The sequence below is a fragment of the Streptomyces sp. NPDC001852 genome, assembly GCF_042891825.1.
Classification (GTDB): Bacteria; Actinomycetota; Actinomycetes; order Streptomycetales; family Streptomycetaceae; genus Streptomyces.
This window is the reverse complement of sequence record NZ_JBIATN010000002.1, coordinates 37,500-62,630: the sequence shown is the minus strand read 5'-3', so window position 1 is coordinate 62,630 and position 25,131 is coordinate 37,500. Positions and strand designations below refer to the sequence as shown.

Genomic DNA, 25,131 nt, shown 5'->3' with positions numbered 1-25,131 from the left:
TACGCCCGGGTGGAGATCTCCAGGAGGCCCGGGTGGAGATCAGTCCGTCCTCGGACGCACCAGACCCGACTCGTACGCGATCACCACGAGCTGCGCCCGGTCGCGCGCGCCCAGCTTGGCCATGGCCCGGTTGACGTGCGTCTTCACCGTCAGCGGGCTGACCTGGAGGCGCTCGGCGATCTCGTCGTTGGAGTGGCCGCCGGCGACCTGGACCAGCACCTCGCGCTCCCGCCCGGTGAGCGTGCCGAGCCGGTCGGAGCGGGCGGGGTCACGGCCGTCGTCGCCCTGGGCGAGGAAGCGGGCGATCAGTCCCTTGGTGGCGGCGGGAGACAGCAGGGCCTCACCGCCCGCCGCGACCCGGATGGCGTTCAGCAGTTCCTCCGGCTCGCTGCCCTTGCCCAGGAAGCCGGAGGCGCCCGCCCGCAGGGCCTGGACGACGTAGTCGTCGACCTCGAAGGTGGTCAGGATGACCACGCGCACCTCCGCCAGGGAGGGATCGGCGCTGATCAGCCGGGTGGCGGCGAGCCCGTCGGTCCCCGGCATCCGGATGTCCATCAGGACGACGTCGGCGGCCTGCTCCTTCGCCAGCCGGACCGCCTCCGCCCCGTCGGAGGCCTCCCCCACCACCTCCATGTCGGGCTCGGAGTCGACCAGCACCCGGAACGCGCTGCGCAGCAGGGCCTGGTCGTCGGCGAGCAGGACACGGATCGTCATTCGGGCTCCCCCGGGGCCGTCGTGCGGGTCTTGAGGGGCAGGATCGCATGGACGCGGAAACCGCCGCCGTAGCGGGGCCCGGTGGTGAGGGTGCCGCCGAGGGCGGTGACCCGCTCGCGCATGCCGAGCAGTCCGTGCCCGCCGCCCGCCCCCGGCACTCCGGCCGCGCCCGCGCCGTCGTCCAGCACGGTGACCTCGATGTCCGTCCCCACCCGTACGACGCTGACCTCCGCCTTGGCGTCGGCTCCGGCGTGCTTCTGGGCGTTCGTCAGCGCCTCCTGGATGATCCGGTAGGCGGCGAGATCGACGGCGGCGGGGAGTTCCGTGCCCTGGTCGGCACGGGCCACCTCCACCGGGAGCCCCGCGTGGCGGAAGGTGTCGGCCAGCTCGTCCAGCCGGCTGAGGCCGGGAGCGGGCTCGGTCGGGGCGGCGGGGTCACCGGACTGGCGGAGCAGGCCGACGGTGGCGCGCAGCTCCTCCAGTGCCGAGCGGCTGGCCTCGCGGACGTGGGCCAGGGCCTCCTTGGCCTGGTCGGGCCGTTTGTCCATGACGTGCGCGGCCACCCCTGCCTGCACGTTCACGAGGGCGATGTGGTGGGCGACGACGTCGTGCAGATCACGGGCGATGCGCAGCCGCTCCTCGGCGACCCGGCGGCGGGCCTCCTCCTCCCGGGTGCGTTCGGCCCTCTCCGCCCGCTCCCGGATGGCCTGCACGACCGCGCGCCTGCTGCGTACGGCGTCCCCGGCGGTGGCGCCGATACCGGTCCAGGCGAGCACGCCGAGGTTCTCCTGCGCGTACCAGGGCAGTGGACCGCCGAGCATGGCGGCGGCCGTCAGCACGGTCATGGTGAGCAGGCCGACCCGCCAGGTGGTGGTGCGGTCGGTGGTCGCGGCGACGGTGTACAGGGCCACCACGGCGGACATCGCGACCGGGGCGCGGGGGTCGCCCGTGACGCACTCGATCACGGAGAGGGCGCCGGTGACGGCGAGGACCGTCTTGGGGGCGCGGCGGCGCAGGACCAGCGTGGCCGCGGCGAGCAGCATGAGGAGGAGGCTGAGGGAGTCGGGGGTGCGGACGCCCCAGGTGACGCCGTTGTTGCCCCTCGGGGTCACGAAGGATCCCGCGATCATGCAGACCAGCACGCCTGCGGCGATGGTTGCGTCCAGCGCGAGGGGGTGCGCTTTGAGACTGCAGCGGGCGCGGTCGAGAGTGCTCACGGATGGAACAGTACGGGTGCGGGGCGGTGCCCTGTACCCGTGCCGGCCGGGCCGAGCGCGCCCGGAGGGGCGCCGCTAGCCCGGGATCAGCCCCTCGTCGCTGAGCATCTCCCGCACCTCCGCCAGCGACGCCTCCGGCGAAGGGAGGATCAGCTGCGAGGGCTCCAGCGCGTCGTCCGGCAGCGGAGTGCCGAGCCGGCGGACGGAGTCGAGGAGGGCGGCGAAGGTGCGGCGGAAGCCGGCCTCGTCGCCGCTCTCCATCTCGGCCAGCAGCTCGTCGTCCAGCTTGTTGAGCTCGGGAAGGTGCGCGTCGTCCAGCCGCACCTGCCCCTCCCCCATGATCCGTACGATCACGTCGGCCTCCTCGGCGTGGCCCCTACTGCTTGTCGAAGCGCGGGGTGTCCTGCGGCTGCTGCTGGGTCTGCCCCTGCCCGGTGCCGCCCTCGATGGCCTGCTGCGGGGAGCCTCCGGCCAGCTCGGCCTTCATGCGCTGCAGTTCCAGCTCTACATCACTACCACCGGAGAGCCGGTCCAGCTCGGCCGCGATGTCGTCCTTGGCCATGCCGGTCGGGTCGTCCAGCGCGCCGGAGGCGAGCAGCTCGTCGATCGCGCCGGCCCGGGCCTGGAGCTGCTGCGTCTTGTCCTCGGCCCGCTGGATGGCCAGGCCGACGTCGCCCATCTCCTCGGAGATGCCGGAGAACGCCTCGCCGATCCGGGTCTGGGCCTGGGCGGCGGTGTAGGTGGCCTTGATGGTCTCCTTCTTCGTACGGAACGCGTCCACCTTGGCCTGCAGGCGCTGGGCCGCGAGGGTGAGCTTCTCCTCCTCGCCCTGCAGGGTGGAGTGCTGCGTCTCGAGGTCGGTGACCTGCTGCTGGAGCGCGGCGCGCCGGGACAGCGCCTCACGGGCCAGGTCCTCGCGGCCGAGCGCGAGCGCCTTGCGGCCCTGGTCCTCCAGCTTGGAGGACTGCTGCTGCAACTGGTTGAGCTGGAGTTCCAGGCGCTTGCGGCTGGTCGCCACGTCGGCGACGCCGCGGCGGACCTTCTGCAGCAGCTCCAGCTGCTTCTGGTACGAGTAATCGAGGGTCTCGCGCGGGTCCTCGGCCCGGTCAAGGGCCTTGTTCGCCTTCGCGCGGAAGATCATCCCCATACGCTTCATGACACCGCTCATGGGCTTCGCGCGCCCCCTTCTGACGGACTCCAGCTCACAGATCCTGCGACAGGACCCACAGTACGGGCCCTGACTCCATTACCGCACTGTTCGGGGAGTGATGCGCTCATCCCCGAGGACGACTGCGGACCGTACCGCTCCGGCGTGAGGAGTAGGTGGTCCCCCACCGGGCCGCACCGGAACGTCCCCTCTGTCCCCCTACAGACGTCCGGTGTTGCCGGATCGTTCCCCGCCGGGCTGGGGTCCATGCCGGTGAAGCCCGTACCCTTGGGTTTTGTGTTCCGTAGCCGTGCCAAGGACGAGAAGGCCCCGACCGCCGACAAGGCGCAGGTGACCCTCTCCAAGCAGCCCCGTGACCCGCAGGCCCCGAAGGGCAGGCCCACGCCCAAGCGCAGTGAGGCCCAGTCCCAGCGGCGCAGCGTGGCCCACACGCCGACCAACCGCAAGGAGGCCGCGAAGCGCCAGCGCGAGGAGCGGCGCCAGGCCCTGGAGCGGCAGCGCCAGGCACTGGCCACCGGTGACGAGCGCTACCTGCCCGCCCGGGACAAGGGCCCGGTCCGCAAGTTCGCCCGCGACTGGGTGGACTCGCGGTTCAACGTGGCGGAGTTCTTCCTGCCGCTCGCCGTGGTGATCCTGGTGCTGAGCGTGGTGCGGGTGCCGGCGATCCAGTCGATCGCGCTGCTGCTGTGGCTGGTGGTGATCGTGCTGATCGTGCTCGACGCGGCGTTCAGCGGGTTCCGGCTGAAGAAGCGGCTGGCGGAGCGCTTCCCGGACCAGAACTCGCGGGGCGCGGTCGCCTACGCCCTGATGCGCTCTCTCCAGATGCGCCGGCTCCGGCTGCCGAAGCCGCAGGTCAAGCGCGGAGAGCGGCCCTGAGCGCAGAGGCCTTCACCGGGGGCGCGGCCGACGCCTGGCTGAACAAGCTGGGCAAGCTGCGGGACGTCGTACGCCAGGAGCTGGTGGCCCGGCAGCTGGACGAGCAGATAGCCGGGCGGTTCCCGGTCGGGCAGCGGCTGCGCGTGCTCGACGTGGGGATGGGCCAGGGCACGCAGGCGCTGCGGCTGGCCCGGCTCGGCCACCAGGTGACCGGGGTCGAGCAGGACGCGACGATGATCGCCGCGGCGCGTGCGGCGCTGGCCGCGCAGCCGGAGGGCATCCGCGAGCGGGTGAGGCTGGTCCAGGGCGACGGGCGGGACACCGGTGTGCACTTCCTGCCGGGCAGCTTCGACGTGGTGCTGTGCCACGGGGTGCTGATGTACGTCGAGGAGCCGGACCCCCTGGTGGCGGGCCTGGCGCGGATGCTCGCCCCCGGCGGGCTCCTCTCCCTGCTCGTCCGCAACGGCGACGCGCTCGCCATGCGGCCGGGTCTCGCCGGTGACTGGGCGGGCGCGCTGGCCGCCTTCGACACCACCGCCTACCACAACCGCCTCGGCCTGGACGTACGGGCCGACAGGCTGGCCGCCCTCACCGCCACGCTCGACGGGATCGCGGCGCCACTGCACGCCTGGTACGGCGTGCGGGTCTTCACGGACACGGCGGCGGACGACGCCGAGCTCCCGCAGGATCTCCAGACGCTGCTCGCGGTCGAGGAACGGGCCGGTCGCACGGACCCCTACCGCCGGGTGGCGGCGCTGCTGCACCTGTGCGGCGTACGGGGCTGAGACCGTTCGGGCCAACACCGCGGGCCGGATGATCGGCGCGCGGTGAGACTCGGGGCATGGACGCTTCCCCCATCCGTGCCCCGTGGAGGGTCGCGGCCGCCGTGGCGCTGGTGTGCTGCGCGGCGGCGAGCTGTACGGCCACCGCTCCCGAGGACCGGCAGGACAGCGGCGCGACCGCGCGGGCGGTGGTGCCGATGACCGTAGGTGATCTGCAGAGCCAGTACCAGAGGGTCATCAGACAGGTCCTGCCGTCGGTCGTGCAGATCCAGGCGAGCCACGAGCTGGGCTCCGGGGTGGTGTACGACGGCGAGGGGCACATCGTCACCAACGCGCACGTGGTCGGGTCGGAGAAGACCTTCCAGGTGACCACGGCGAACAGCCAGGCGCCGCTCACCGCGCACCTGGTGTACTCCTACCCCGAGCAGGACCTGGCCGTGATCAAGCTGGACAAGGTGCCGGCCGGGCTGAGGGCGGCGGTGTTCGGCGACTCCGAGAAGGTGGAGGTCGGCCAGATCGTGCTGGCCATGGGCTCGCCGCTCGGGCTGTCGTCCAGCGTGACCCAGGGCATCGTCTCGGCGACCGGGCGGACCGTCAGCGAGGTCCCCGGCGGGGGTACGGGCGCGACGATCGCGAACATGGTGCAGACCTCGGCCGCCATCAACCCGGGCAACAGCGGTGGCGCGCTGGTCAATCTCGCCGGCCAGGTCATCGGCATCCCGACGCTCGCCGCCGCCGACCCCGAACTCGGGGGCAGCGCGGCGCCCGGCATCGGGTTCGCCATCCCGGCGTCGATGGTCAAGACGATCGCCGGGCAGATCGTCCGCCACGGCAGGGTCACCGACTCCGGGCGGGCCGCGCTGGGCATCACCGCGCGGACGGTCGTGGACGACCGCTACCGGCCCGCCGGGGTCGCGGTGGTCAGCGTCAGGCCCGGCGGCGCCGCGGACAAGGCGGGCCTGCGTCCGGGCGACACCATCACCAAGGTCGGTGACCGGCCGATCTCCACCGTCACCTCCCTCGCGGAGGCGCTGGCGGCGGACGCGCCGGGCCGGAAGACGTCGGTGACCTACCAGCGGGGCGGCACCGAGAAGACGGTGGAGGTGACGCTGGGCGAGCAGTGACGAGGGGTACGGCCACGGGCCGCACCCCCGGCTGGTCAGGCGGCGTCGGCGTGCAGGCTCATCGGGCCGTAGATCTCGGTGTTCTCCTCGAACAGCCGCACCTGGTCGGCGCCGCCCTCCAGGAGCGCCTTCCAGTGCTCGCCGATCCAGGACTCCGCGTCCCCCTGCGTGGTGAACTCCTCGGGCTGCACCGCGGGCTGGACCTCCGTCCCGTCGGCCTTCTCGAACCGCCACGTCCATGCCGTCATGTGGGCCTCCTAGTGATCCAACTCGTGCTCGCAGCCTAGCCGGGAGCGCAAGACCTGCTGGGACGGGTGAGAATCGATCCCGTGGAAATCACTCTGCTCGGTACTGGTGCCCCGGCTGGGCTGCCGCGACCCGACTGTCTCTGCGCCGCCTGTGCGCGGGCGCTGGGGCCGGACGCCCGCGCGGCCACCGCCGTGTTGGTCGACGGGGAGCTGCTGCTCGACCTGACGCCCGGCGCGGCGTTCGCGGCGGCGCGGGCCGGGCATTCGCTGGGCGGGGTACGGCAGGTGCTGCTGTCGCATCCGCACGACGGCCCGGCGGTGGAGGTGCCGGCCGGGCTGCCGCAGCCCGGCCGGGTGCCGGACGGGCGGGAGTTGGCGCTGCTGACGGGGCATCGGGTGCGGGCCGTGGCGATGGACGCGGGCGGCACCGGGTACGCGGTGAGCGGACCGGACGGACAGCGGCTGCTGTACCTGCCGCCGGGCGGGGCGCCGGCGGGACTTCAGGAGGCGACGGCGGAGTCGTACGACATGGTCCTCGTGGACGTCGTCGGCCGCCCGGACGCGCTGGCGCGTCTGCGGGCGGTGGGTTCGGTCGGGCCGACGACGGACGTGCTCGCCGTCCACCTCGACCACGATGTGCCGCCCGGCGCCGAGTTGCGGCGCCGGCTGGCGGCGGCCGGGGCGCGGGCGGTGCCGGACGGTACGACGCTGGCGGTCGGCGCGTACGAGGACGTGCCGGACGTGCCGCGCCGGACGCTGCTGCTGGGCGGGGCGCGCTCGGGCAAGTCGGTGGAGGCCGAGCGGCGGCTGGAGTCCTTCCCGGACGTGCTGTACGTGGCGACCGGCGGGACGCGGGGCGGGGACACCGAGTGGGCCGAGCGGGTGGCCGCGCACCGGGAGCGGCGGCCGGGGTCGTGGCGTACGACGGAGACGACGGACCTGGTGCCGCTGCTGGGCGAGGACGGGCCGCCGCTGCTGATCGACTGTCTGTCCCTGTGGCTGACGGATGTCATGGACCGCGTCGGGGCGTGGGACGACGCGGAGTGGGCGGGCGGCGGTGAGAAGACGCTGCGCTCGCGCGTGCGGGAGCTGACGGAGGCGGTGCGCTGTACTCGGCGGACCGTTGTGGCCGTCTCCAACGAGGTGGGGTCGGGGATCGTGCCGGCGACCGCGTCCGGGCGCCGGTACCGGGACGAACTCGGGCGGCTGAACGCGGCGTTCGCGGACGAGTGCGAGCACGTTCTGTTGGTGGTGGCGGGGCAGGCGTTGGTGCTGCGGGGCTGAGTGGGCACCCCTCGCCGGTGCGGGCCGGGGTCGGGTCGCCCACCGGGCGCCGGCAGGCTACGACGGCGGGGGCGCCGCGTACGGGGGCGCGGGGCTGTGTCCGACATGCGGCTCCGCCGCGTGGGCGCGACCGGCCCACCACGCACCCGCAGTCAGCCACGGTCCTTGCGGGCCACGATTCTGTACGCGTTGGAGAACGGAGTGCGGCGGAACAAGGGCGCCAGGATGTGGTCCAGGGCGGCGGCCAGCATCCGCACGGGTGCCGCGGCAGCGCTCAGCAGGGGATGCGCGGCCGAAGCCAGCGCCACGGCACCTGACAGGTCGTAGGGCACGTGGGGATCCCTGCGGTCGGTCACGACAACGGTGCAGCCCAGGGTCTCCAGTTCCCTGCACAGGTTGGCCAGGGGCACCAGGTGGAGGTGGCGGGGCTGGCCGTGGGGAAGCCACCACCTGCCGAGCAGCGCGGCGAACGCGCAGCGTGGGTCGGCGACTTCCACGACGAGGTGCCCGCCGGGGCGGAGGGCCGACAGGGCGGCGCGGAGCTCGGCGCGCGGGTCGGGCGTCTGCTCCAGATGGCGGAACATGCTGACCACGTCGTAGCGGCCGCGCAGCCGGGCCGTCATGCCGGGCGTGGCGAGGTAGCCGCGGTGGGCCTCTTCGACCCGCTCCTCCAGCTGGGCCTGCTGCACCCGGGCCGTGGGGTCCAGGCCGTCGAAGCTCGTGTACGGGAAGAACTCCTTCGCCGCCTCGGGGAAGCGGGCGTGGCCCGTGCCCACGTCCAGCCAGCTCTCCGCCTCGGCCAGCGCCAACAGCCTCCGGGCGGCGGCGCGGTGCCGCCGGCGGACCGTGCGGGCGGGCAGGACGCGGGCGGTGAACTCCTCCAGGTGCCGTTCGTAGAAGTCCCGGTGGAAGAAGGCGAACCCCTCCGCCGTGAGCCGGGGGTTCTGGAAGACGTGACCGCAGGCACGGCACTGGTCGACGACGAACCGGCCCGGCCGGTGTCGCAGCGGGTCGCCCGCGCGCACCCGGGTGCGCAGCCGTGCGGAGCCGCACCAGGGGCAGTCCTCGCGGGCCGGTTCGAGGAACGGGTCGGAGGACCGCGGGAGGGGCGTCGGCGTGAAGGGCAAGGTCGGCATGGGCAACTCCCTGGGCGACATTCCGCAGCAAACCGGAACGTATGGGATGCCGATCTTGGGTGCAATGACGTTGTGGGGGTGTGGTGGCCATGTGGCGCCGAAGCGTTCGTTCTCGGGCGGTACTGTTCGGCGAATGAGCAGGCTTAATCTGGACGACTTCACCGATCTGATCGAGCGCCCGGACGGGGGCGTGCGCCGCGACGCCGAGGCCCGGCGGGAGCGCCAGATCGTGCCGCCCGGGGCGCTGGGCCGCCTCGACGCGCTGGGCGAGTGGCTGTCCGCCGCGCAGAGTGCCGTACCGGTACGGACCGTGGAGCGGCCGCGGGTGATCCTCTTCGCCGGTGACCACGGGATCGCCGGACTGGGCGTCTCTGCGCGCCCCGCCGGCAGCGCCGGGCAGCTGGTGCGGGCCGTGCTGGAGGGTGCGAGCCCGGTGTCCGTGCTCGCGCGGCGACAGGAGGTGCCCGTACGGATCGTGGACATGGCCCTCGACTGCGCGCCGGACGCCTTCCCGGAGGACGTGGTACGGCACCGGGTGCGGCGCGGCAGCGGCCGTATCGACATCGAGGACGCGCTCACCCTGGAGGAGGCCGAGGCCGCCCTGCGGGCCGGGATCGCCGTGGCCGACGAGGAGGCCGACTCGGGTACCGACCTGGTGGTGCTCGGCGACATCAGCGTGGGCGGGACCACGGCCGCGGCGGTGCTGATCGCGGCCCTGTGCGGGACCGACGCGTCGGTGGTGACCGGGCGGGGCGGCCTCGCGATCGACGACCTGGCGTGGATGCGCAAGTGCGCGGCGATCCGGGACGCGCTCAGGCGGGCGCGACCGGTGCTCGGGGACCAGTTGCAGCTGCTGGCGACCGTGGGCGGGGCGGACCTCGCGGCGATGACCGGGTTCCTGCTGCAGTGCGCGGTGCGGAAACTGCCGGTGATCCTCGACGGGGTGGTGGCCGCCGCGTGTGCGTTGGTCGCGCAGCGGGTCGCGTTCCGGGCACCGGACTGGTGGCTGGCCGGGCACGCCAGCGGGGAGCCGGGACAGGCGAAGGCGCTGGACCGGATGGCCCTGGAGCCGCTGCTGGAGCAGGGCGTGAAGGTCGGCGAGGGCGTGGGTGCGCTGCTGGCCCTGCCGTTGGTGCGGGCCGCCGCGGCGCTGGCCGCGGAGCTTCCCGAGAAGCCGGAGGCCGAGAAGGAGAACGAGGAGCAGGAGAACGAGGAGCAGGAGTAGCGGGGTTTGGGCGAGCCCCCGGCGGAAAAGTGAGGTTCGCCAGAGCGGCACCCATATGATCCTGCCCCATGGGAGATGCCCGAAATGCCGTTCCGCAGCACGTCGAGCCGGGGCGTCCGGGTGAGGAGGGGCGGCGGGCCGGCGGGAGCTCCCGACGGGCCGCCGCCATCGCCGTCTGGTATCTGCGGACCGTCGCCTTCATCAACTTCCTCAGCGCGGTCTGGGTCTCGCTCGGCCAGGACGTGCGCCGGCACAACCAGGACGACTTCTTCACCCCGTACCTGCTGACGGCCGGCTTCGCCTCGGGCGTGTTCACCGCGTTCCTGGCGATCACCATGCGGCGCCGGAAGCGGGCGGCCTGGATCCTGAACGTGGTGCTCAGTGGGGCCTTCCTCGCGCTGTTCGCGTTCGCCATGGCGTTCCCGGAGATCCGGCGGTACGCACAGAACTGGATCTCGCTGGCGCTCACGGCCGTGTTCGTGGGCGCGCTTCTCGTGGGCCGCCGGGAGTTCTACGCCAAGGGCGACCGGTCCAACCCGCGGCTCGCGGCGACGGTCGCCGTCGGCGGCGGGCTGGCCGCGAGCCTGCTGGCCGGGCTGCTGGTGACGGCCACCAACCAGGCGCCGGACGCGGCCCGTTCGACCTTCCTGGAGCGCTGGCACTACGGCACCCTGCGCCTGGTGTCGGTGGCCGCCGACGAGTCGCGCTTCCCCGGGATCGACCCGCCGAACTGGGCCAACGTCGCGATCAACGTGCTCAGCACGGCCCTCGTCCTCGCCGTGTTCTACGCCGCGTTCCGCTCCCGGCGCGCCGTCGACCCGCTCACCGAGGACGACGAGAAGCAGCTGCGGGCCCTGCTGGAGAGGCACGGCGAGCGGGACTCGCTGGGCTACTTCGCGCTGCGCCGGGAGAAGAGTGTGGTGTGGTCGCCGACCGGGAAGGCTGCCATCGCCTACCGGGTGGTCGGCGGGGTGAGCCTGGCCTCCGGGGATCCGCTCGGGGATCCGGAGGCGTGGCCGGGCGCGATCGCACCGTGGCTGGCCCAGGCGCGGGCGCACGGCTGGATCCCGGCGGTGATGGGGGCGGGCGAGGAGGCGGGGACGGTCTACGCCCGGCACGGGCTCGACGCCCTGGAACTCGGCGACGAGGCGATCGTGGAGGTCGCCGACTTCACGCTGGAGGGCCGGGCGATGCGGACGGTCCGGCAGGCGTACAACCGGGTGAGGCGGGCCGGGTACGAGGTGCGGATCCGGCGGCACGAGGACATCGCGGCGGACGACATGGCGCATCTCGTCGAGCGTGCGGACGACTGGCGGGACGGGGCGACCGAGCGCGGGTTCAGCATGGCGCTCGGCCGGCTCGGGGACCCCGAGGACGGGCGGTGCGTGATGCTGGAGTGCTCCGACGCCGAGGGGAGGCTGCGGGCGCTGCTGTCCTTCGTGCCGTGGGGGCCGCACGGGCTGTCCCTGGACCTGATGCGCCGCGACCGGGACTCCGACAACGGGCTGATGGAGTTCATGGTCATCGAACTGCTGCGGCGCGCCGACGAGATCGGGATCACGCAGGTCTCACTCAACTTCGCGATGTTCAGGTCGGTCTTCGAACGTGGCGCGCGCCTCGGTGCCGGTCCGGTGCTGAGGTTGTGGCGGTCGCTGCTCAGCTTCTTCTCCCGCTGGTGGCAGATCGAGTCGCTGTACCGCGCCAACGCCAAGTACCGGCCCATCTGGGAGCCGCGGTTCCTGCTCTTCGAGAAGAGCGCGGACCTGCTGCGCATCGGCCTCGCGTCGGCCCGCGCGGAGGGCTTTCTGGAGGCGCCGGGACTGCCGAAGTGGCTGCACCGCAGACACCTGGACACGCACCGGTGAGGACCATCCGATGACAGCGCTCGCCCGCTGGGCCCGTGAGGAGTGGGGGCCGCTGTGCGTCACCGTACGCACGGTCCTGCTGAAGCGGCACCTGTGGGCGGTACCGATGACGCTCGGCGCGGTGTGTCTGACGGCCCTGCTGCAGTACGTGCAGAACCGGCCGTGGGGCTATCAGTTCGTGCAGGACGCGGGCGCCGTACGGGCCCAGGACCCCCTGTGGCTGGCGCTGCTGCGCACGCCCCTCTCCCTCTTCGTGCCGGCGCTTGACCTGCCGGTCTGGGGCGCCCTGGTGCAGATCCTGCTGGTGTTCGGGATCGCCGAGGTGTGCATCGGCTGGTGGCGGACCCTGGTCATCGCCTACGCCGCCACGCTCGCCGGGACCCTCTACGCACGCGTCGGCATCTCGCTCGGCGCGCACGCCCCGTTCGGGCTGCCGTGGACGGACGCGCAGGTGGTGGACACGGGCCCGTCGGCGGCCGTGGTGGGACTCGCCGTGTTCGTGAGCTGGCGCTACGGCGCGTACGCCACCTCGGGCGCGGTGACCCTGGCGATGGTCGCCGAGGTGCTGGTCAAGGAGAACCTGGCGGGCAAGGAGCATCTGGCCGCACTGATGGCCGTGGGGCTGATCTGCCTCGCGGTGGCGGTGCGGCACCGCTACGGGTACCGGCTGCGGTTTCGGCCGCGGCGTGCGTACGGGCGGGTGCTGCGGCGCGTTCAGCGGCGGTCGGGCAGCCGGGCCGGCCGCGGGTCGGGCTTGCCGCCGATCCAGTCCTGAACAGCACGACTCCGCCGGGCCCAACGCCGGTCGTGCCGATAGGCACGCAGCGCCGCCCGGGCCCGGGCGCGGGGGCGGCGGCCGTAGAAGCGGCGGGCCCACGGGGAGCCGGGGCGGGCCAGCCGTACGGCGCCGACGAGCGCGACCAGCGGCACGATCACCCCGAAGACCGCGACGCGCGTCTTGCCCTTGCTCAGGGCGATGAGCGCGAAGAGGAAGTTCATGCCGATGGTGCTGAGGGCACCGCCGCGGTCCTGCAGTTCCTGCGCGGACAGGCCGCTGACGCCGAACGGCGCGAACCCGGCGAGCAGCAGCCCGACGAGCGCGGCGGTGAGCACGACGATCTCGACGCTCTTGCGGCCGTCCTCGGTCCAGTAGACGTCGTCCAGATGCAGGATCAGCGCGAACTCGTCCAGCACCAGCCCGACGCCCGTCCCGAACAGCACGGCGGCGACGGTACCGCCGGCGCCGTGCCAGTCGCTGGCGAGCATGCCGAACCCGCCGACGACGGTGAGGACGACCCCCGGCACCGCGTGGTGGATGTGCATCCCGCCCGCCCTGACGTTCCCGAACGGGCCCTTGCCGGCCCGGATCAGCCGGGTGATCACCCGGGTGACGACGAACGTGAGCAGGAAGGCGGCGAGGGCGAGCAGCAGCGGGAGCTTGCCCGGTTCGACGATGTTCCGCACCCACCAGTGCCCCATATGCGCACCTTATCCCCGGGCACGGCCAGCGGCTCCAGGACCGCCGGGTAACCTGCGCCGGTGCGCAAGTCCTCCCCCCTCGACGGCCTCCGCTTCGCCTTCGGCACCCTCACCGTGCTGCCCGTCCGGGTGCACCGCTGGGACCGCGCGGCCGCACGCGGCGGCATGCTGAACGCCCCCGTCGCCGGACTCGTCGTGGGCCTTGGCGCGGCCGGACTCGGACTGCTGCTCCTCGCCCTGGGCGCCGGCCCGCTGCTCGCCGCCGTCGCCTCCGTCGCCGTACCCGCGGCCCTCACCCGGGGCCTGCACCTCGACGGCCTCGCGGACACCGCGGACGGCCTGGGCAGCGGCAAGCCCGCCGAGGACGCGCTGCGGATCATGAAGCAGTCGGACATCGGCCCCTTCGGGGTCATCACCCTGGTCCTGACGGTGCTGGCCCAGGTCGCGGTACTGGCCCAGCTGTACGGCGACTCCTGGACCCGGGGTGCCCTGGCGGCGGTCGTCTCGGCGGTCACGGCCCGGCTCGCCCTCACCCTGGCCGCCCGCGCCGGGGTGCCGGCCGCCCGCCCGGAGGGGCTGGGGGCGGCGGTGGCCGGGGTCGTGCCGGTGGGCGGCGCGCTGTCGGTGGCCCTCCCCGTCGTGTCGGCCGCGGCGGCCTGGGGGGCGGTCACGGGTCCGTACGACGCCGTGCGCGCCGCCACCGCGGTCCTGCTGGCCCTGGGCACGGCCGAACTCCTGCTGCGCCGCTGCGTACGCCGCTTCGGCGGGGTCACGGGGGATGTCTTCGGCGCCTTGGCCGAGACGGCGGCGACCACCGCTCTCGTGGTGCTGTCCCTGGGCCGTTAAGCTTCACGGCCGTACACGGACAAGCGAGTTGTGATTACGGGGGAATTCCGTGCTGAGGCTGCGCCGCGCCCTGTCCTGGTCCATAGACTTCGCACTCGTGGCCTCGGTGGCCGCCCTCCTGGCCGTGCTCACCTTCCACCGCGTCACCGCCCTCGTCACGGACGTGCCCTCGCTGGCCACCAAGGGCGGCCTCGACCTCGTGACCTCGCGCGGCGACGTCATCGGCGCCTCCGAACACCTGGGCCTGTCCCTGTGGGACAAGGTGGTCCTGGACGTGGAGGAGGCGTTCGGCGCGCTCGTCGTCGTCGCGTTCCTCTACCAGTGGGCCTGCCTCGCGCTGCTCGGCCGCACCCTCGGCAAGGGCCTGCTCGGCCTGCGCGTCACCCCACGGCTGCCCCGGCACGCCCTGCGCCGGGCCGCGGTCACCACCGTCGCCGACGTCGCGGTGTACGCCCTGGCCTGTGTGCTGCTCGTCGAGGGGCAGTTCGGTCTCTCGGTGCTGGTGTGGGCCATCGCGGTGCTGCTGTTCCTGGTCAACGCCCTGTCGGTGGCCCTCCCGGGCCGCCGCTCCCTCGCCGACCGGGTGGCCGGCACCTCCGTCCTCGGCGTGTTCCAGCGGGCGCAGGCCAACCCGATGGGCGAGGTGCCCCAGGGGTGAGCCGGAGCGGCCGACGAGAAGGTCCGGCTCTCGTTCCAGAGGTGACGCCGACCGCTCCGAGTGGTGCGCGGGGCGTGGGGGGCGGAAGTGACCGCGACGCCACACACAGGTGAACGCCCGCAGGAATGAGCGAACACGCGCACACGCGTAGTCTCGTCCCGGGTGTTCGCCGACAGGGTGAAGGCCCCGGTTGCCACCCGCACCCAGGGATGGACCTAGGGTCGGCTCTCGGGCCCGGTCGACCCACCCCACATCGGCCACAGCAACTTCACATCGGAAGCGAGATTTCACCACCGTGACTGCTCTGACTCTCAGCACCGCCGCGGCGCCCGGCCTGCGGGCCGACGCGATCGTGATCGGTGTCGCCAAGGGCACCAAGGGCCCCGTCATCGCGCCGGGCGCCGAAGCCGTGGACAAGGCGTACGACGGCAAGCTGGCCGGCGTCCTGGAGACCCTCGGCGCCTCGGGTGCCGAGGGCGAGCTGACGAAGCTGCCCGCTCCGGCCGGCTTCAAGGCACCGATCGTCGTCGCGGTCGGCCTGGGCGCGGAGCCGGACTCCAGGAGCGAGAACGAAGACGACGAGGCCGACGAGGCCTACGGCGCCGAGGCGCTGCGCAAGGCCGCCGGCGTGGCCGCCCGCGCGCTCGCCGGGTCCAGGAAGGCCGCGTTCGCGCTGCCCGTGGACGGACCGGGCGCGGTCGGCGCGATCAGCGAGGGCATCCTGCTGGGCGCCTACTCCTTCGACGTCTACAAGGAGAACGGCGCTCAGGCGAACGGTGGCGCCAAGGCCAAGAACGGCAAGGCTCCGCTGGCCGAGGCCGCGCTGCTCGGCGGCAAGCCGCGCGACGCCGCCCACAAGGGGGCCGTCGCCCGCGCCGTCGCGGTCGCCGAGGAACTGAACCGCGCCCGCGACCTGATCAACACCCCGCCGAACGACCTGACCCCCGCCTCCTTCGCCGGCATCGCGCAGACCGCGGCCAAGGAGCACGGCATCAAGGTGCAGGTGCTCGACGACAAGGCCCTGGCCAAGGGCGGCTACGGCGGCATCCTCGGCGTCGGCAGCGGCTCGGCGGCCACCCCGCGCCTGGTGAAGCTGTCGTACAAGCACCCGAAGGCCGCGAAGCACCTGGCGTTCGTCGGCAAGGGCATCACCTACGACTCGGGCGGCATCTCGCTGAAGCCGGCCGGGCACAACGAGACGATGAAGTGCGACATGAGCGGTGCGGCGGCCGTGTTCGCCGCCGTCGTCGCCGCCGCGCGCCTCGGGCTGGAGGTCAACGTCACCGGCTGGCTGGCGCTGGCCGAGAACATGCCGTCCGGCTCCGCGGTGCGCCCGGGTGACGTGCTGCGCATGTACAGCGGCAAGACCGTGGAGGTCCTCAACACCGACGCCGAGGGCCGGCTGGTGCTCGCCGACGCGCTGTGGGCGGCCTCACAGGAGAACCCGGACGCGATCGTGGACGTCGCGACCCTCACCGGCGCGATGATGCTGGCGCTGGGCAGCCGGACCTTCGGCGTCATGGCCAACGACGACGCGTTCCGCTCCGCGGTGTACGAGGCGGCGGAGGAGGTCGGCGAGCCGGCCTGGCCGATGCCGCTGCCGGAGCACCTGCGCAAGGGCATGGAGTCCCAGGTCGCCGACATCGCGAACATGGGTGAGCGGATGGGCGGCGGGCTGGTCGCCGGCCTCTTCCTGCAGGAGTTCGTGGGCGAGGGGATCACCTGGGCGCACCTCGACATCGCCGGGCCGGCGTTCAACGAGGGCGGTCCTTTCGGGTACACGCCGAAGGGTGGTACCGGTTCTGCTGTTCGGACACTGGTCCGGCTCGCCGAGCTGACCGCCGCGGGTGACCTGGGCTGACGTTCGCCGATCGGCCCGGGCGCGCCGTCGTACTGCGGCTCCGTGGCGTGGGGGCTGTTCGCACCCGCGCGGCGGAGCCGCATTTCGGTACAGCCCCGCGCCCCTGGCGGTACCGCCCCTCCGTTCCTTCCCGGTGAACGTGGGACGTCTCACACCCCAGCCCCGCGTCTCGTCCGCCTCGAACAAGTGCAAAGATGGAGCCCGGCAGGACAGGGCCCCCACCGAAGGGCCGAAGCATCAAGCGGCCGGACACCAGCCGCCCGCCGGTCACAGGAGACCGGCGTGAGGCGCACATGCATGGAGGACGTGACGTGGCGAACGACGCCAGCACCGTTTTCGACCTAGTGATCCTCGGCGGTGGTAGCGGTGGTTACGCCGCGGCCCTGCGCGGGGCGCAGCTGGGCCTGGACGTCGCCCTGATCGAGAAGGACAAGGTCGGCGGCACCTGCCTGCACCGGGGTTGCATCCCCACCAAGGCCCTGCTCCACGCGGGCGAGATCGCCGACCAGGCCCGCGAGAGCGCGCAGTTCGGCGTCAAGGCCACCTTCGAGGGCATCGACGTCCCGGCCGTCCACAAGTACAAGGACGGCGTCATCGCCGGCCTGTACAAGGGCCTGCAGGGTCTGATCGCGTCCCGCAAGGTGACGTACATCGAGGGCGAGGGCCGGCTGTCCTCCCCCACCTCCGTCGACGTCAACGGCCAGCGCATCCAGGGCCGCCACGTCCTGCTGGCGACCGGCTCCGTGCCGAAGTCGCTGCCGGGCCTGGAGATCGACGGCAACCGGATCATCTCCTCCGACCACGCCCTCGTCCTGGACCGCGTGCCGAAGTCCGCGATCATCCTGGGCGGCGGTGTCATCGGCGTCGAGTTCGCCTCGGCGTGGAAGTCCTTCGGCTCGGACGTCACGATCGTCGAAGGCCTGAAGCACCTCGTCCCGGTCGAGGACGAGAACTCCTCGAAGCTTCTCGAGCGCGCGTTCCGCAAGCGCGGCATCAAGTTCAGCCTCGGCACCTTCTTCCAGAAGGCCGAGTACACCCAGGACGGCGTGAAGGTCACCCTGGCGGACGGCAAGGAGTTCGAGGCCGAGGTCCTCCTCGTCGCCGTCGGCCGCGGCCCGGTCTCGCAGGGCCTGGGCTACGAGGAGCAGGGCGTCGCCATGGACCGTGGCTACGTCCTGGTCGACGAGTACATGCGGACCAACGTCCCGACCATCTCCGCCGTCGGTGACCTCGTCCCGACGCTCCAGCTCGCGCACGTCGGCTTCGCCGAGGGCATTCTGGTGGCGGAGCGTCTGGCCGGTCTGAAGGTCGTTCCGATCGACTACGACGGTGTCCCGCGGGTGACGTACTGCCACCCGGAGGTCGCCTCCGTCGGCATCACCGAGGCCAAGGCCAAGGAGATCTACGGCGCGGACAAGGTCGTCGCTCTGAAGTACAACCTGGCGGGCAACGGAAAGAGCAAGATCCTGAACACCGCGGGCGAGATCAAGCTCGTCCAGGTGAAGGACGGTGCCGTGGTCGGCGTCCACATGGTCGGCGACCGCATGGGTGAGCAGGTCGGCGAGGCCCAGCTGATCTACAACTGGGAGGCGCTGCCGGCCGAGGTCGCCCAGCTCATCCACGCCCACCCGACGCAGAACGAGGCGATGGGCGAGGCGCACCTGGCGCTCGCCGGCAAGCCGCTGCACTCCCACGACTGAGCCTTCGGTCCACGGGCGCGACGACACAGACTTCCGCAATTCGTTAGGAGCAACCGAAACCATGGCGGTTTCCGTAACCCTTCCGGCGCTCGGCGAGAGCGTCACCGAGGGCACTGTCACCCGCTGGCTGAAGGCCGAGGGCGAACGCGTCGAGGCCGACGAGCCGCTGCTCGAGGTCTCGACCGACAAGGTCGACACCGAGATCCCCTCGCCGGCCGCCGGTGTGCTGGCCTCCATCAAGGTGGCCGAGGACGAGACGGTCGAGGTCGGCGCCGAGCTGGCCGTGATCGACGACGGCACCGGCGCGCCGGCTGCCGCTCCGGCCCCGGCCGCCGCCGAGGCTCCGGCCCCGGCCGCCGAGCCCGCTCCGGCCCCGGTCGCCGAGGCTCCCGCCCCGGCCCCCGCCGCCGCTCCGGCCGCCGCCCCCGCCGGTGGCGCCCAGGGCACGGACGTGGTCCTGCCCGCGCTCGGTGAGTCCGTCACCGAGGGCACCGTCACCCGCTGGCTGAAGTCGGTCGGCGACACCGTCGAGGCCGACGAGCCGCTGCTCGAGGTCTCCACGGACAAGGTCGACACCGAGATCCCGGCGCCCGCCTCCGGCGTGCTGCTGGAGATCGTGGTGAACGAGGACGAGACCGCCGAGGTCGGCGCCAAGCTCGCCGTCATCGGCGCCCCGGGTGCCACCCCGGCCGCCGCCCCGGCCCCGGCCGCCCCGGCGCCCGCCGCCGCTGCCCCGGCCCCCGCTGCCCCGGCCCCCGCCGCCGCTCCGGCCCCGGCTCCGGCCGCCCCCGCGGCTCCGGCTGCCCCGGCCGCGCCCGCCGCCCCGGCTCCGGCCCCCGTGGCTCCGGCTCCGGCGCCCGCCGCCGCTGCCCCGGCTCCGGCCGCCCCGGCCCCGGTCACGCCGGCCACCGCGCCGACCTCCCCGACCGCCACCCAGGCGACGGACGAGGGCGCCTACGTCACCCCGCTGGTGCGCAAGCTCGCCGCCGAGAACGCCGTCGACCTGGCCACCGTCAAGGGCACCGGCGTCGGCGGCCGTATCCGCAAGCAGGACGTCATCGCCGCCGCCGAGGCCGCGAAGGCCGCCGCCGCTGCCCCGGCTCCGGCCGCCGCCGCTCCGGCCGCCGCCAAGAAGGCCCCGGCGCTGGAGGTCTCCCCCCTCCGTGGCCAGACCGTCAAGATGCCGCGCATCCGCAAGGTCATCGGCGACAACATGGTCAAGGCGCTGCACGAGCAGGCCCAGCTGTCGTCGGTCGTCGAGGTCGACGTCACCCGCCTGATGCGCCTGCGCGCCCAGGCCAAGGACTCCTTCGCCGCGCGCGAGGGCGTCAAGCTCTCCCCGATGCCGTTCTTCGTGAAGGCGGCGGCCCAGGCGCTGAAGGCCCACCCGGTCATCAACGCCCGGATCAACGAGGCCGAGGGCACGATCACCTACTTCGACTCCGAGAACATCGGGATCGCGGTGGACTCCGAGAAGGGCCTGATGACCCCGGTCATCAAGCACGCCGGCGACCTCAACATCGCGGGCATCGCCAAGGCCACGGCGGAGCTGGCGGGCAAGGTCCGGGCCAACAAGATCACCCCGGACGAGCTGTCCGGCGCGACCTTCACCATCTCCAACACCGGTTCGCGCGGCGCCCTCTTCGACACGATCATCGTGCCGCCGGGCCAGGTCGCGATCCTCGGCATCGGTGCCACGGTCAAGCGTCCGGCCGTCATCGAGACCGAGGAGGGCACGGTCATCGGCGTCCGCGACATGACCTACCTGACCCTCTCCTACGACCACCGCCTGGTCGACGGCGCCGACGCGGCCCGTTACCTGACGGCGGTCAAGGCGATCCTGGAGGCGGGCGAGTTCGAGGTCGAGCTGGGCCTCTGATTTCCCTGCTCAGGTAGTACGACGCCCCGTCCGGAGTGCTCCGGACGGGGCGTCGCCTTTGCAGGGGGGTCGGCTGCAACTCCCCAGGGGCGCGGGGAACTGCGCGAGGAACCACCGACGACCCGCACCCGCCCGACAACGGACGGAACCGAGCTGTTCGGCGCCCGGCCCCGCCACCGGAGGTGTGCGCCTCGTCTCACCTGCACGAAAGCACCCCCGCGTGCCCTACCCGCGGAGCGAACCCGCCGTATTGTCTAAACGTCAGCCCTCCCTAAGGAGCCCTCAATGACCGCGCCCGTCGTCCACTCGCTGCGCGAACAGATCCGCGAGCACATCGTGGAGGGAATCGTCAGCGGGCGCTGGCAGCCGGGCGAGCGGATCGTGGAGCGCCGGATCGCCACCGAGCTGGAGGTCAGCCAGACCCCGGTCCGCGAGGCCCTGCGCGAGCTGGAGTCGCTCCGGCTGATCGAGTCCGCGCCGAACAAGGGCGTGCGCGTACGGAACCTGACCGCGGCCGACCTGGAGGAGAGCTACCCGGTGCGCGCCGGGCTCGAAGCCATCGCCGCCGAGCTGGCGGCCGACCGCCTCGCCGAGGACTGCTCGGCCCTGGAGCCGCACGTCCTGGCCCTGTACGACGCCGACCGCGACGCGGACGGCACCGCCCAGGTGCGCCACACCGTGGGCTTCCACCGCGAACTCGTCCGTGCCGCGCACAACTCGGTGCTGCTGCACACCTGGGAGGGCCTGGGCATCGAGGTCTTCACGGCGCTGTCCATCCGCTGGCTCGGCACGGTCCAGCAGTCGTACGCGGAGGAGCACGAGGAGCTGGTGGCCGCGTTCAAGAGGCGGGACCCCCGCATCCCCGAGATCGTGAAGGCGCACGTTCTGGGCTGCGCGCCGCGCGCCTGACGCAGGCTCGAGCAGCCGAGCAGACCCCCGCTCAAACGCCGCCCCACCTGCGAAAACAAGGCGATTCGGCGTCACCCGGTGCCATCCCTGAAGGCACCGCGTGCCGACTTTCTCGAAATCGAGAGGTTTTCGAGCTCAACCCTTTGATCGATCATCGATCAGCGAGTTACAGTCGCCGACGGACTTCCACCGAAGTCCCAGCCCTGTCCTGCCAAAGACCTAGGGCACCCCCGAACCCTTACCGATGAGGGAACCCCCTTCGACTGAGGAAGGCGGCGACATGACCGACCCCAACGCCATCCAGCCGAGCGCGCTCGACCAGCTCCCCGACCGCGACCCGGAGGAGACCGCCGAATGGCAGGCCTCCCTCGACGCCGTCGCCAGGGAGGCCGGGCCGCACCGCGCCGCATACCTGATGCGCCGCACGCTGGAGCGCGCCGAGGCGGGCGGCATCGCGCTGCCGAAGCTCCTCGAGACCGACTACGTCAACACCATCCCGACCGCCGCCGAGCCCGCGATGCCCGGCGACCCGGAGATGGAGGCCCGGATCACCGCGTGGAACCGCTGGAACGCGGCCGCGATGGTGACCCGGGGCAGCAAGCACGGCGTGGGCGGCCACATCGCCACCTTCGCCTCGGCCGCCTGGCTGTACGAGACCGGCTTCAACCACTTCTTCAAGGGCAAGGAGGGCGACGGCTCCGGCGACCAGCTGTACATCCAGGGCCACGCCTCCCCCGGCATCTACGCCCGAGCCTTCCTCGACGGCCGGCTGAACGAGCACCACCTGGACAACTTCCGCCAGGAGGCCGGCGGCAACGGCCTGCCCTCGTACCCGCACCCGCGCCGCCTGCCCTGGCTGTGGGAGTTCCCGACGGTGTCGATGGGTCTCGGCCCGCTCTCCGCCATCTACCAGGCGCGCTTCAACCGCTACCTCACCAACCGCGGCATCAAGGACGTCTCCGCCTCCCACGTCTGGGCCTTCCTGGGCGACGGCGAGATGGACGAGCCGGAGTCGACGGCGGCCCTCGCGCTCGCCGCCCGTGAGGAGCTGGACAACCTCACCTTCGTCATCAACTGCAACCTGCAGCGCCTCGACGGCCCGGTCCGCGCGAACTTCAAGATCGTGCAGGAGCTGGAGGCCCAGTTCCGCGGCGCCGGCTGGAACGTCGTCAAGACGCTGTGGGGCACGGCCTGGGACGAGCTGTTCCAGCTCGACACCACCGGCGCGCTCGTACGCCGCCTGCGCGAGGTACCGGACGCGCAGGTCCAGACGTACCAGACCCGCGACGCCGCCTACATCCGCGCCGACTTCTTCGGCAAGGACCCGGCGCTCGCCGAGATGGCGAAGCTGCTGAGCGACGACAAGATCCTCGAGTGCTTCCGCCTCTCGCGCGGCGGTCACGAGGCCCGCAAGGTCTACGCCGCGTACCGGGCCGCCGTCGAGCACAAGGGCGCGCCGACCGTGATCCTGGCCCAGACGGTCAAGGGCCACACCCTCGGCGACGGCTTCGCGTCGAAGAACGCCAACCACCAGATGAAGAAGCTGACGGTGGACGAGTTCAAGGCGATGCGCGACCTGCTCGAACTGCCGATCAAGGACAGCGACTTCACCGACGGCGTGGTGCCCTACGGCCACCCGGGCGCCGACTCCCCCGAGGTCCGCTACCTGCAGGAGCGCCGCGCCGCCCTCGGCGGCCCCGCCCCGGCCCGTCGTACGCACGCGCTCGCCCCGCTGCCGGCCCCGGCCGAGAAGGCCTTCGCCTCCTTCGACAAGGGCTCGGGCTCGCAGAACGTGGCGACGACCATGGCCTTCGTCCGCCTGGTCAAGGACCTCGTCCGCGACAAGGAGACCGGCAAGCGCTGGGTGCCGATCGTCCCCGACGAGGCGCGCACCTTCGGTATGGAGAGCCTGTTCCCGTCGCTGGGCATCTACTCGCCCAAGGGCCAGACGTACGAGCCGGTCGACCGCGACCAGCTGATGTACTACAAGGAGGCCAAGAACGGCCAGATCCTCAACGAGGGGATCACCGAGGCCGGTTCGATGGCCGACTTCATCGCCGCGTCCAGCGCGTACGCGACGCACGGCGAGGCGATGATCCCGTTCTACATCTTCTACTCGATGTTCGGCTGGCAGCGCACCGCCGACCAGATGTGGCAGCTCGGCGACCAGCTCGGCCGCGGCTTCCTCGTCGGCGCGACGGCCGGTCGTACGACGCTGACGGGCGAGGGCCTGCAGCACGCCGACGGCCACTCCCCGGTCATCGCCGCGACCAACCCGGCCGCGCTGACGTACGACCCCGCGTTCGCCTACGAGATCGCGGTGATCGTCCGTGAGGGTCTGCGCCGGATGTACGGCGAGGCCAAGCCGGGCGAGGACCAGAACGTCTTCTACTACCTGACGGTCTACAACGAGCCGATGCCGCAGCCCGCCAAGCCGGCCGGCCTCGGCATCGACGAGGGCATCGTCAAGGGCCTGTACCGCTTCAACACGGCGGAGTCGGCGGGCCTGTCCCCGGCCGCCAACGCGCCGCGCATCCAGCTGCTCGGCTCCGGTACGGCGATCCACTGGACCCTCGAAGCCCAGAAGCTGCTCGCGGAGGAGTGGGGCGTCGCGGCCGACGTCTGGTCGGCGACCTCCTGGACGGAGCTGCGCCGCGACGCGATGGAGGCGGACGCCGCCCTCCTGCGCGGCGAGGAGCGGGTGCCGTACGTCCGCCAGGCCCTGCAGGGCGCCGAGGGCCCGGTGCTGGCCGTCTCCGACTACATGCGCCAGGTTCCCGACCAGATCGCGCAGTGGGTGGAACAGGACTACTCCTCCCTGGGCGCCGACGGCTTCGGTCTGTCGGACACCCGTGAGGCCGCCCGCCGCCACTTCGGCATCGACGCCCCGTCGATCGTCGTCGCGGCCCTGGCCCAGCTCGCCAAGCGCGGCGAGGTGAAGGCCACGGCGGTCAAGGAGGCCCGGGAGAAGTACGGGCTGTAGGCACACGGGCCTGCACACCGAGGCCCTGACGGAGGGGTACGGCGATCTGCCGTACCCCTCCGTCCGTCCGTGGCCCCGGGCATCATGAGGGACATGCGTGCGGCCCGGCTCATCAAGATGGTGCTCCTGCTGCAGTCGCGGCCGTCCATGACCGCCGCCGAACTCGCGCGGGAGCTGGAGGTGTCGGAGCGGACGGTCACCCGGGACGCGCAGGCCCTGTCGGAGGCGGGCGTGCCGGTGTACGCGGACCGGGGGCGGGCCGGCGGCTACCGGCTGGTCGGTGGATACCGGACGCGGCTGACGGGGCTGGCCAGGAGCGAGGCGGAGGCGCTGTTCCTGAGCGGGGTTCCCTGGGCGCTGCGGGAGATGGGCCTCGAGGATGCCCACTCCGCCGCCCGGCTGAAGGTTTCCGCGGCGCTGCTGCCGTCCCTGCGCGATGCCCCCGACAGCGTCGCCCGGCGCTTCCACCTGGACGCACCGGCCTGGTTCCGGGAGCCGGAGACGCCCGCGCTGCTGCCCGCGGTCGCGGAGGCGGTGTGGGACGACCGCCGCGTCACCGCCCGCTACCGGCGGCCGGGCGCGGAGCCGGAGGGGCACGCCGGTGCGGAGGAGGTGCAGCGGGTGCTGGAGCCGTACGGGCTCGTGCTGAAGGCGGGCGTCTGGTACCTGTGCGCACGCGTGGCCGACACCGGCTCCTTCCGGACCTACCGGATCGACCGGTTCGGCGCCGTGGAAGCCCTGGAGGAACGCTTCACCCGTGACCCGGAGTTCGATCTGCCCGGCCACTGGGCCGAGCAGGCCGAGCGGTTCGCGCGCTCGATCCTGCGCGCCGAGGTCGTCGTACGGCTGTCCCCGGAGGGCGTGCGCATGCTGCGGTACGCCGTCGATCCGGTGGCGGCGCGTGAGGCGCTGAGCGGGCCGCTCGAACCGGACGTGGCCGGCTGGGTGACGGTGACGCTGCCGGTGGAGTCCGAGGAGGTGGCGCACGCACAGCTGACGGCGCTCGGTGCGGAGGCGGAGGTGCTGGCCCCCGAGGGCCTGCGGGAGCGGTTCGCGCGGGACGCGGCGCGGCTGGCCGCGCTGTACGGCGGTCCGCGCCCCCATCGCCGTACGGACCCCGGACGGCGCCCCGGTCGTGCCGGCGCCTGATAACGATCCGCCGTACTCCGGCGTACTC

General features: G+C 72.8%; 22 protein-coding genes. 15 read left to right on the top strand and 7 right to left on the bottom strand.

Annotated features, from left to right (window positions below; translation table 11 throughout):
* Positions 1 to 39 precede the first annotated feature (39 nt).
* The 4 genes from ACFYZB_RS02965 to ACFYZB_RS02950 all read right to left on the bottom strand — a co-directional run bounded on the left by ACFYZB_RS02965 (position 40) and on the right by ACFYZB_RS02950 (position 3,099).
* Positions 40 to 714, bottom strand: a complete 675-nt coding sequence (locus ACFYZB_RS02965; protein WP_388753617.1) for a response regulator — start codon at positions 712 to 714, stop codon at positions 40 to 42.
* Entirely contained in the window at positions 711 to 1,931 is a 1,221-nt protein-coding gene (locus ACFYZB_RS02960; RefSeq protein WP_388753614.1) for a sensor histidine kinase, read from the bottom strand. Before ACFYZB_RS02960 ends, ACFYZB_RS02965 begins: the two co-directional genes overlap by 4 nt.
* A gap of 75 nt (positions 1,932 to 2,006) precedes the next feature.
* Entirely contained in the window at positions 2,007 to 2,285 is a 279-nt protein-coding gene (locus ACFYZB_RS02955; protein ID WP_351203762.1) for a hypothetical protein, read from the bottom strand.
* A 22-nt stretch (positions 2,286 to 2,307) separates the two neighbouring features.
* Complete coding sequence (locus ACFYZB_RS02950) at positions 2,308 to 3,099, bottom strand: PspA/IM30 family protein (protein ID WP_351203760.1); 792 nt, start codon at positions 3,097 to 3,099, stop codon at positions 2,308 to 2,310.
* A 246-nt stretch (positions 3,100 to 3,345) separates the two neighbouring features.
* On the opposite strand from ACFYZB_RS02950, the gene ACFYZB_RS02945 reads away from it, so the two are divergent.
* From ACFYZB_RS02945 to ACFYZB_RS02935, 3 genes are all read left to right on the top strand, one after another.
* On the top strand, positions 3,346 to 3,975 hold the full coding sequence (locus ACFYZB_RS02945) for a DUF3043 domain-containing protein (RefSeq protein WP_388753610.1): 630 nt from the start codon (positions 3,346 to 3,348) through the stop codon (positions 3,973 to 3,975).
* An 83-nt stretch (positions 3,976 to 4,058) separates the two neighbouring features.
* Positions 4,059 to 4,760, top strand: a complete 702-nt coding sequence (locus tag ACFYZB_RS02940; protein WP_388753607.1) for a class I SAM-dependent methyltransferase — start codon at positions 4,059 to 4,061, stop codon at positions 4,758 to 4,760.
* Between the two features lie 56 nt (positions 4,761 to 4,816).
* Entirely contained in the window at positions 4,817 to 5,881 is a 1,065-nt protein-coding gene (locus tag ACFYZB_RS02935) for a S1C family serine protease (RefSeq protein WP_388753604.1), read from the top strand.
* 35 nt (positions 5,882 to 5,916) lie between these two features.
* Here the strand turns inward: ACFYZB_RS02935 and ACFYZB_RS02930 are convergent, their stop codons facing one another.
* The gene (locus ACFYZB_RS02930; RefSeq protein ID WP_055709718.1) at positions 5,917 to 6,129 is read right to left on the bottom strand and encodes a hypothetical protein; all 213 of its coding nucleotides are present in this window, start codon (positions 6,127 to 6,129) and stop codon (positions 5,917 to 5,919) included.
* A gap of 81 nt (positions 6,130 to 6,210) precedes the next feature.
* On the opposite strand from ACFYZB_RS02930, the gene ACFYZB_RS02925 reads away from it, so the two are divergent.
* A complete protein-coding gene (locus tag ACFYZB_RS02925; RefSeq protein ID WP_351203752.1) occupies positions 6,211 to 7,413 on the top strand; it encodes a bifunctional adenosylcobinamide kinase/adenosylcobinamide-phosphate guanylyltransferase in 1,203 nt (400 codons plus the stop codon).
* 152 nt (positions 7,414 to 7,565) lie between these two features.
* Here the strand turns inward: ACFYZB_RS02925 and ACFYZB_RS02920 are convergent, their stop codons facing one another.
* Complete coding sequence (locus tag ACFYZB_RS02920; protein WP_388753601.1) at positions 7,566 to 8,549, bottom strand: methyltransferase domain-containing protein; 984 nt, start codon at positions 8,547 to 8,549, stop codon at positions 7,566 to 7,568.
* Positions 8,550 to 8,682: 133 nt separating this feature from the next.
* Between ACFYZB_RS02920 and cobT the strand changes: the two genes are divergently transcribed.
* From cobT to ACFYZB_RS02905, 3 genes are all read left to right on the top strand, one after another.
* On the top strand, positions 8,683 to 9,774 hold the full coding sequence (gene cobT / locus ACFYZB_RS02915) for a nicotinate-nucleotide--dimethylbenzimidazole phosphoribosyltransferase (RefSeq protein ID WP_388753598.1): 1,092 nt from the start codon (positions 8,683 to 8,685) through the stop codon (positions 9,772 to 9,774).
* A gap of 68 nt (positions 9,775 to 9,842) precedes the next feature.
* Positions 9,843 to 11,639 (top strand): phosphatidylglycerol lysyltransferase domain-containing protein, encoded by a 1,797-nt coding sequence (locus ACFYZB_RS02910; RefSeq protein ID WP_388753596.1) that lies wholly within the window; start codon positions 9,843 to 9,845, stop codon positions 11,637 to 11,639.
* 10 nt (positions 11,640 to 11,649) lie between these two features.
* Complete coding sequence (locus ACFYZB_RS02905) at positions 11,650 to 12,414, top strand: hypothetical protein (protein WP_388753593.1); 765 nt, start codon at positions 11,650 to 11,652, stop codon at positions 12,412 to 12,414.
* Here the strand turns inward: ACFYZB_RS02905 and ACFYZB_RS02900 are convergent.
* The gene (locus ACFYZB_RS02900) at positions 12,354 to 13,118 is read right to left on the bottom strand and encodes a hypothetical protein (RefSeq protein ID WP_388753590.1); all 765 of its coding nucleotides are present in this window, start codon (positions 13,116 to 13,118) and stop codon (positions 12,354 to 12,356) included. The genes ACFYZB_RS02905 and ACFYZB_RS02900 overlap by 61 nt on opposite strands.
* Positions 13,119 to 13,178: 60 nt before the next feature.
* Between ACFYZB_RS02900 and ACFYZB_RS02895 the strand changes: the two genes are divergently transcribed.
* The 8 genes from ACFYZB_RS02895 (at position 13,179) to ACFYZB_RS02860 (ending at position 25,103) form a co-directional block, all read left to right on the top strand.
* Complete coding sequence (locus ACFYZB_RS02895; protein ID WP_388753587.1) at positions 13,179 to 13,964, top strand: adenosylcobinamide-GDP ribazoletransferase; 786 nt, start codon at positions 13,179 to 13,181, stop codon at positions 13,962 to 13,964.
* A gap of 49 nt (positions 13,965 to 14,013) precedes the next feature.
* Entirely contained in the window at positions 14,014 to 14,622 is a 609-nt protein-coding gene (locus tag ACFYZB_RS02890; protein ID WP_388753584.1) for a hypothetical protein, read from the top strand.
* 295 nt (positions 14,623 to 14,917) lie between these two features.
* Positions 14,918 to 16,483, top strand: coding sequence for a leucyl aminopeptidase (locus tag ACFYZB_RS02885; RefSeq protein WP_388753581.1), 1,566 nt, complete (start codon positions 14,918 to 14,920; stop codon positions 16,481 to 16,483).
* 311 nt (positions 16,484 to 16,794) lie between these two features.
* A complete protein-coding gene (gene lpdA / locus ACFYZB_RS02880; RefSeq protein ID WP_388753578.1) occupies positions 16,795 to 18,183 on the top strand; it encodes a dihydrolipoyl dehydrogenase in 1,389 nt (462 codons plus the stop codon).
* A 61-nt stretch (positions 18,184 to 18,244) separates the two neighbouring features.
* On the top strand, positions 18,245 to 20,062 hold the full coding sequence (gene sucB, locus ACFYZB_RS02875) for a 2-oxoglutarate dehydrogenase, E2 component, dihydrolipoamide succinyltransferase (RefSeq protein ID WP_388753575.1): 1,818 nt from the start codon (positions 18,245 to 18,247) through the stop codon (positions 20,060 to 20,062).
* 285 nt (positions 20,063 to 20,347) lie between these two features.
* Positions 20,348 to 20,971, top strand: coding sequence for a GntR family transcriptional regulator (locus ACFYZB_RS02870; protein ID WP_388753572.1), 624 nt, complete (start codon positions 20,348 to 20,350; stop codon positions 20,969 to 20,971).
* A 280-nt stretch (positions 20,972 to 21,251) separates the two neighbouring features.
* Complete coding sequence (gene aceE / locus ACFYZB_RS02865; protein WP_351203728.1) at positions 21,252 to 23,954, top strand: pyruvate dehydrogenase (acetyl-transferring), homodimeric type; 2,703 nt, start codon at positions 21,252 to 21,254, stop codon at positions 23,952 to 23,954.
* Positions 23,955 to 24,047: 93 nt separating this feature from the next.
* The gene (locus tag ACFYZB_RS02860) at positions 24,048 to 25,103 is read left to right on the top strand and encodes a helix-turn-helix transcriptional regulator (RefSeq protein WP_388753569.1); all 1,056 of its coding nucleotides are present in this window, start codon (positions 24,048 to 24,050) and stop codon (positions 25,101 to 25,103) included.
* The last annotated feature ends 28 nt before the right edge of the window (positions 25,104 to 25,131 follow it).

What these genes read in the sequence shown, in the direction of transcription:
- ACFYZB_RS02920 (WP_388753601.1), bottom strand. Translation starts at nt 8,549, where the DNA reads ATGCCGACCTTGCCCTTCACGCCGACGCCCCTCCCGCGGTCCTCCGAC.
- ACFYZB_RS02965 (WP_388753617.1), bottom strand. Translation starts at nt 714, where the DNA reads ATGACGATCCGTGTCCTGCTCGCCGACGACCAGGCCCTGCTGCGCAGC.
- ACFYZB_RS02900 (WP_388753590.1), bottom strand. Translation starts at nt 13,118, where the DNA reads ATGGGGCACTGGTGGGTGCGGAACATCGTCGAACCGGGCAAGCTCCCG.
- ACFYZB_RS02870 (WP_388753572.1), top strand. Translation starts at nt 20,348, where the DNA reads ATGACCGCGCCCGTCGTCCACTCGCTGCGCGAACAGATCCGCGAGCAC.
- ACFYZB_RS02930 (WP_055709718.1), bottom strand. Translation starts at nt 6,129, where the DNA reads ATGACGGCATGGACGTGGCGGTTCGAGAAGGCCGACGGGACGGAGGTC.
- sucB (WP_388753575.1), top strand. Translation starts at nt 18,245, where the DNA reads ATGGCGGTTTCCGTAACCCTTCCGGCGCTCGGCGAGAGCGTCACCGAG.
- ACFYZB_RS02910 (WP_388753596.1), top strand. Translation starts at nt 9,843, where the DNA reads ATGGGAGATGCCCGAAATGCCGTTCCGCAGCACGTCGAGCCGGGGCGT.
- cobT (WP_388753598.1), top strand. Translation starts at nt 8,683, where the DNA reads ATGAGCAGGCTTAATCTGGACGACTTCACCGATCTGATCGAGCGCCCG.
- ACFYZB_RS02950 (WP_351203760.1), bottom strand. Translation starts at nt 3,099, where the DNA reads ATGAGCGGTGTCATGAAGCGTATGGGGATGATCTTCCGCGCGAAGGCG.
- ACFYZB_RS02905 (WP_388753593.1), top strand. Translation starts at nt 11,650, where the DNA reads ATGACAGCGCTCGCCCGCTGGGCCCGTGAGGAGTGGGGGCCGCTGTGC.
- ACFYZB_RS02860 (WP_388753569.1), top strand. Translation starts at nt 24,048, where the DNA reads ATGCGTGCGGCCCGGCTCATCAAGATGGTGCTCCTGCTGCAGTCGCGG.
- ACFYZB_RS02945 (WP_388753610.1), top strand. Translation starts at nt 3,346, where the DNA reads ATGCCGGTGAAGCCCGTACCCTTGGGTTTTGTGTTCCGTAGCCGTGCC.
- ACFYZB_RS02935 (WP_388753604.1), top strand. Translation starts at nt 4,817, where the DNA reads ATGGACGCTTCCCCCATCCGTGCCCCGTGGAGGGTCGCGGCCGCCGTG.
- aceE (WP_351203728.1), top strand. Translation starts at nt 21,252, where the DNA reads ATGACCGACCCCAACGCCATCCAGCCGAGCGCGCTCGACCAGCTCCCC.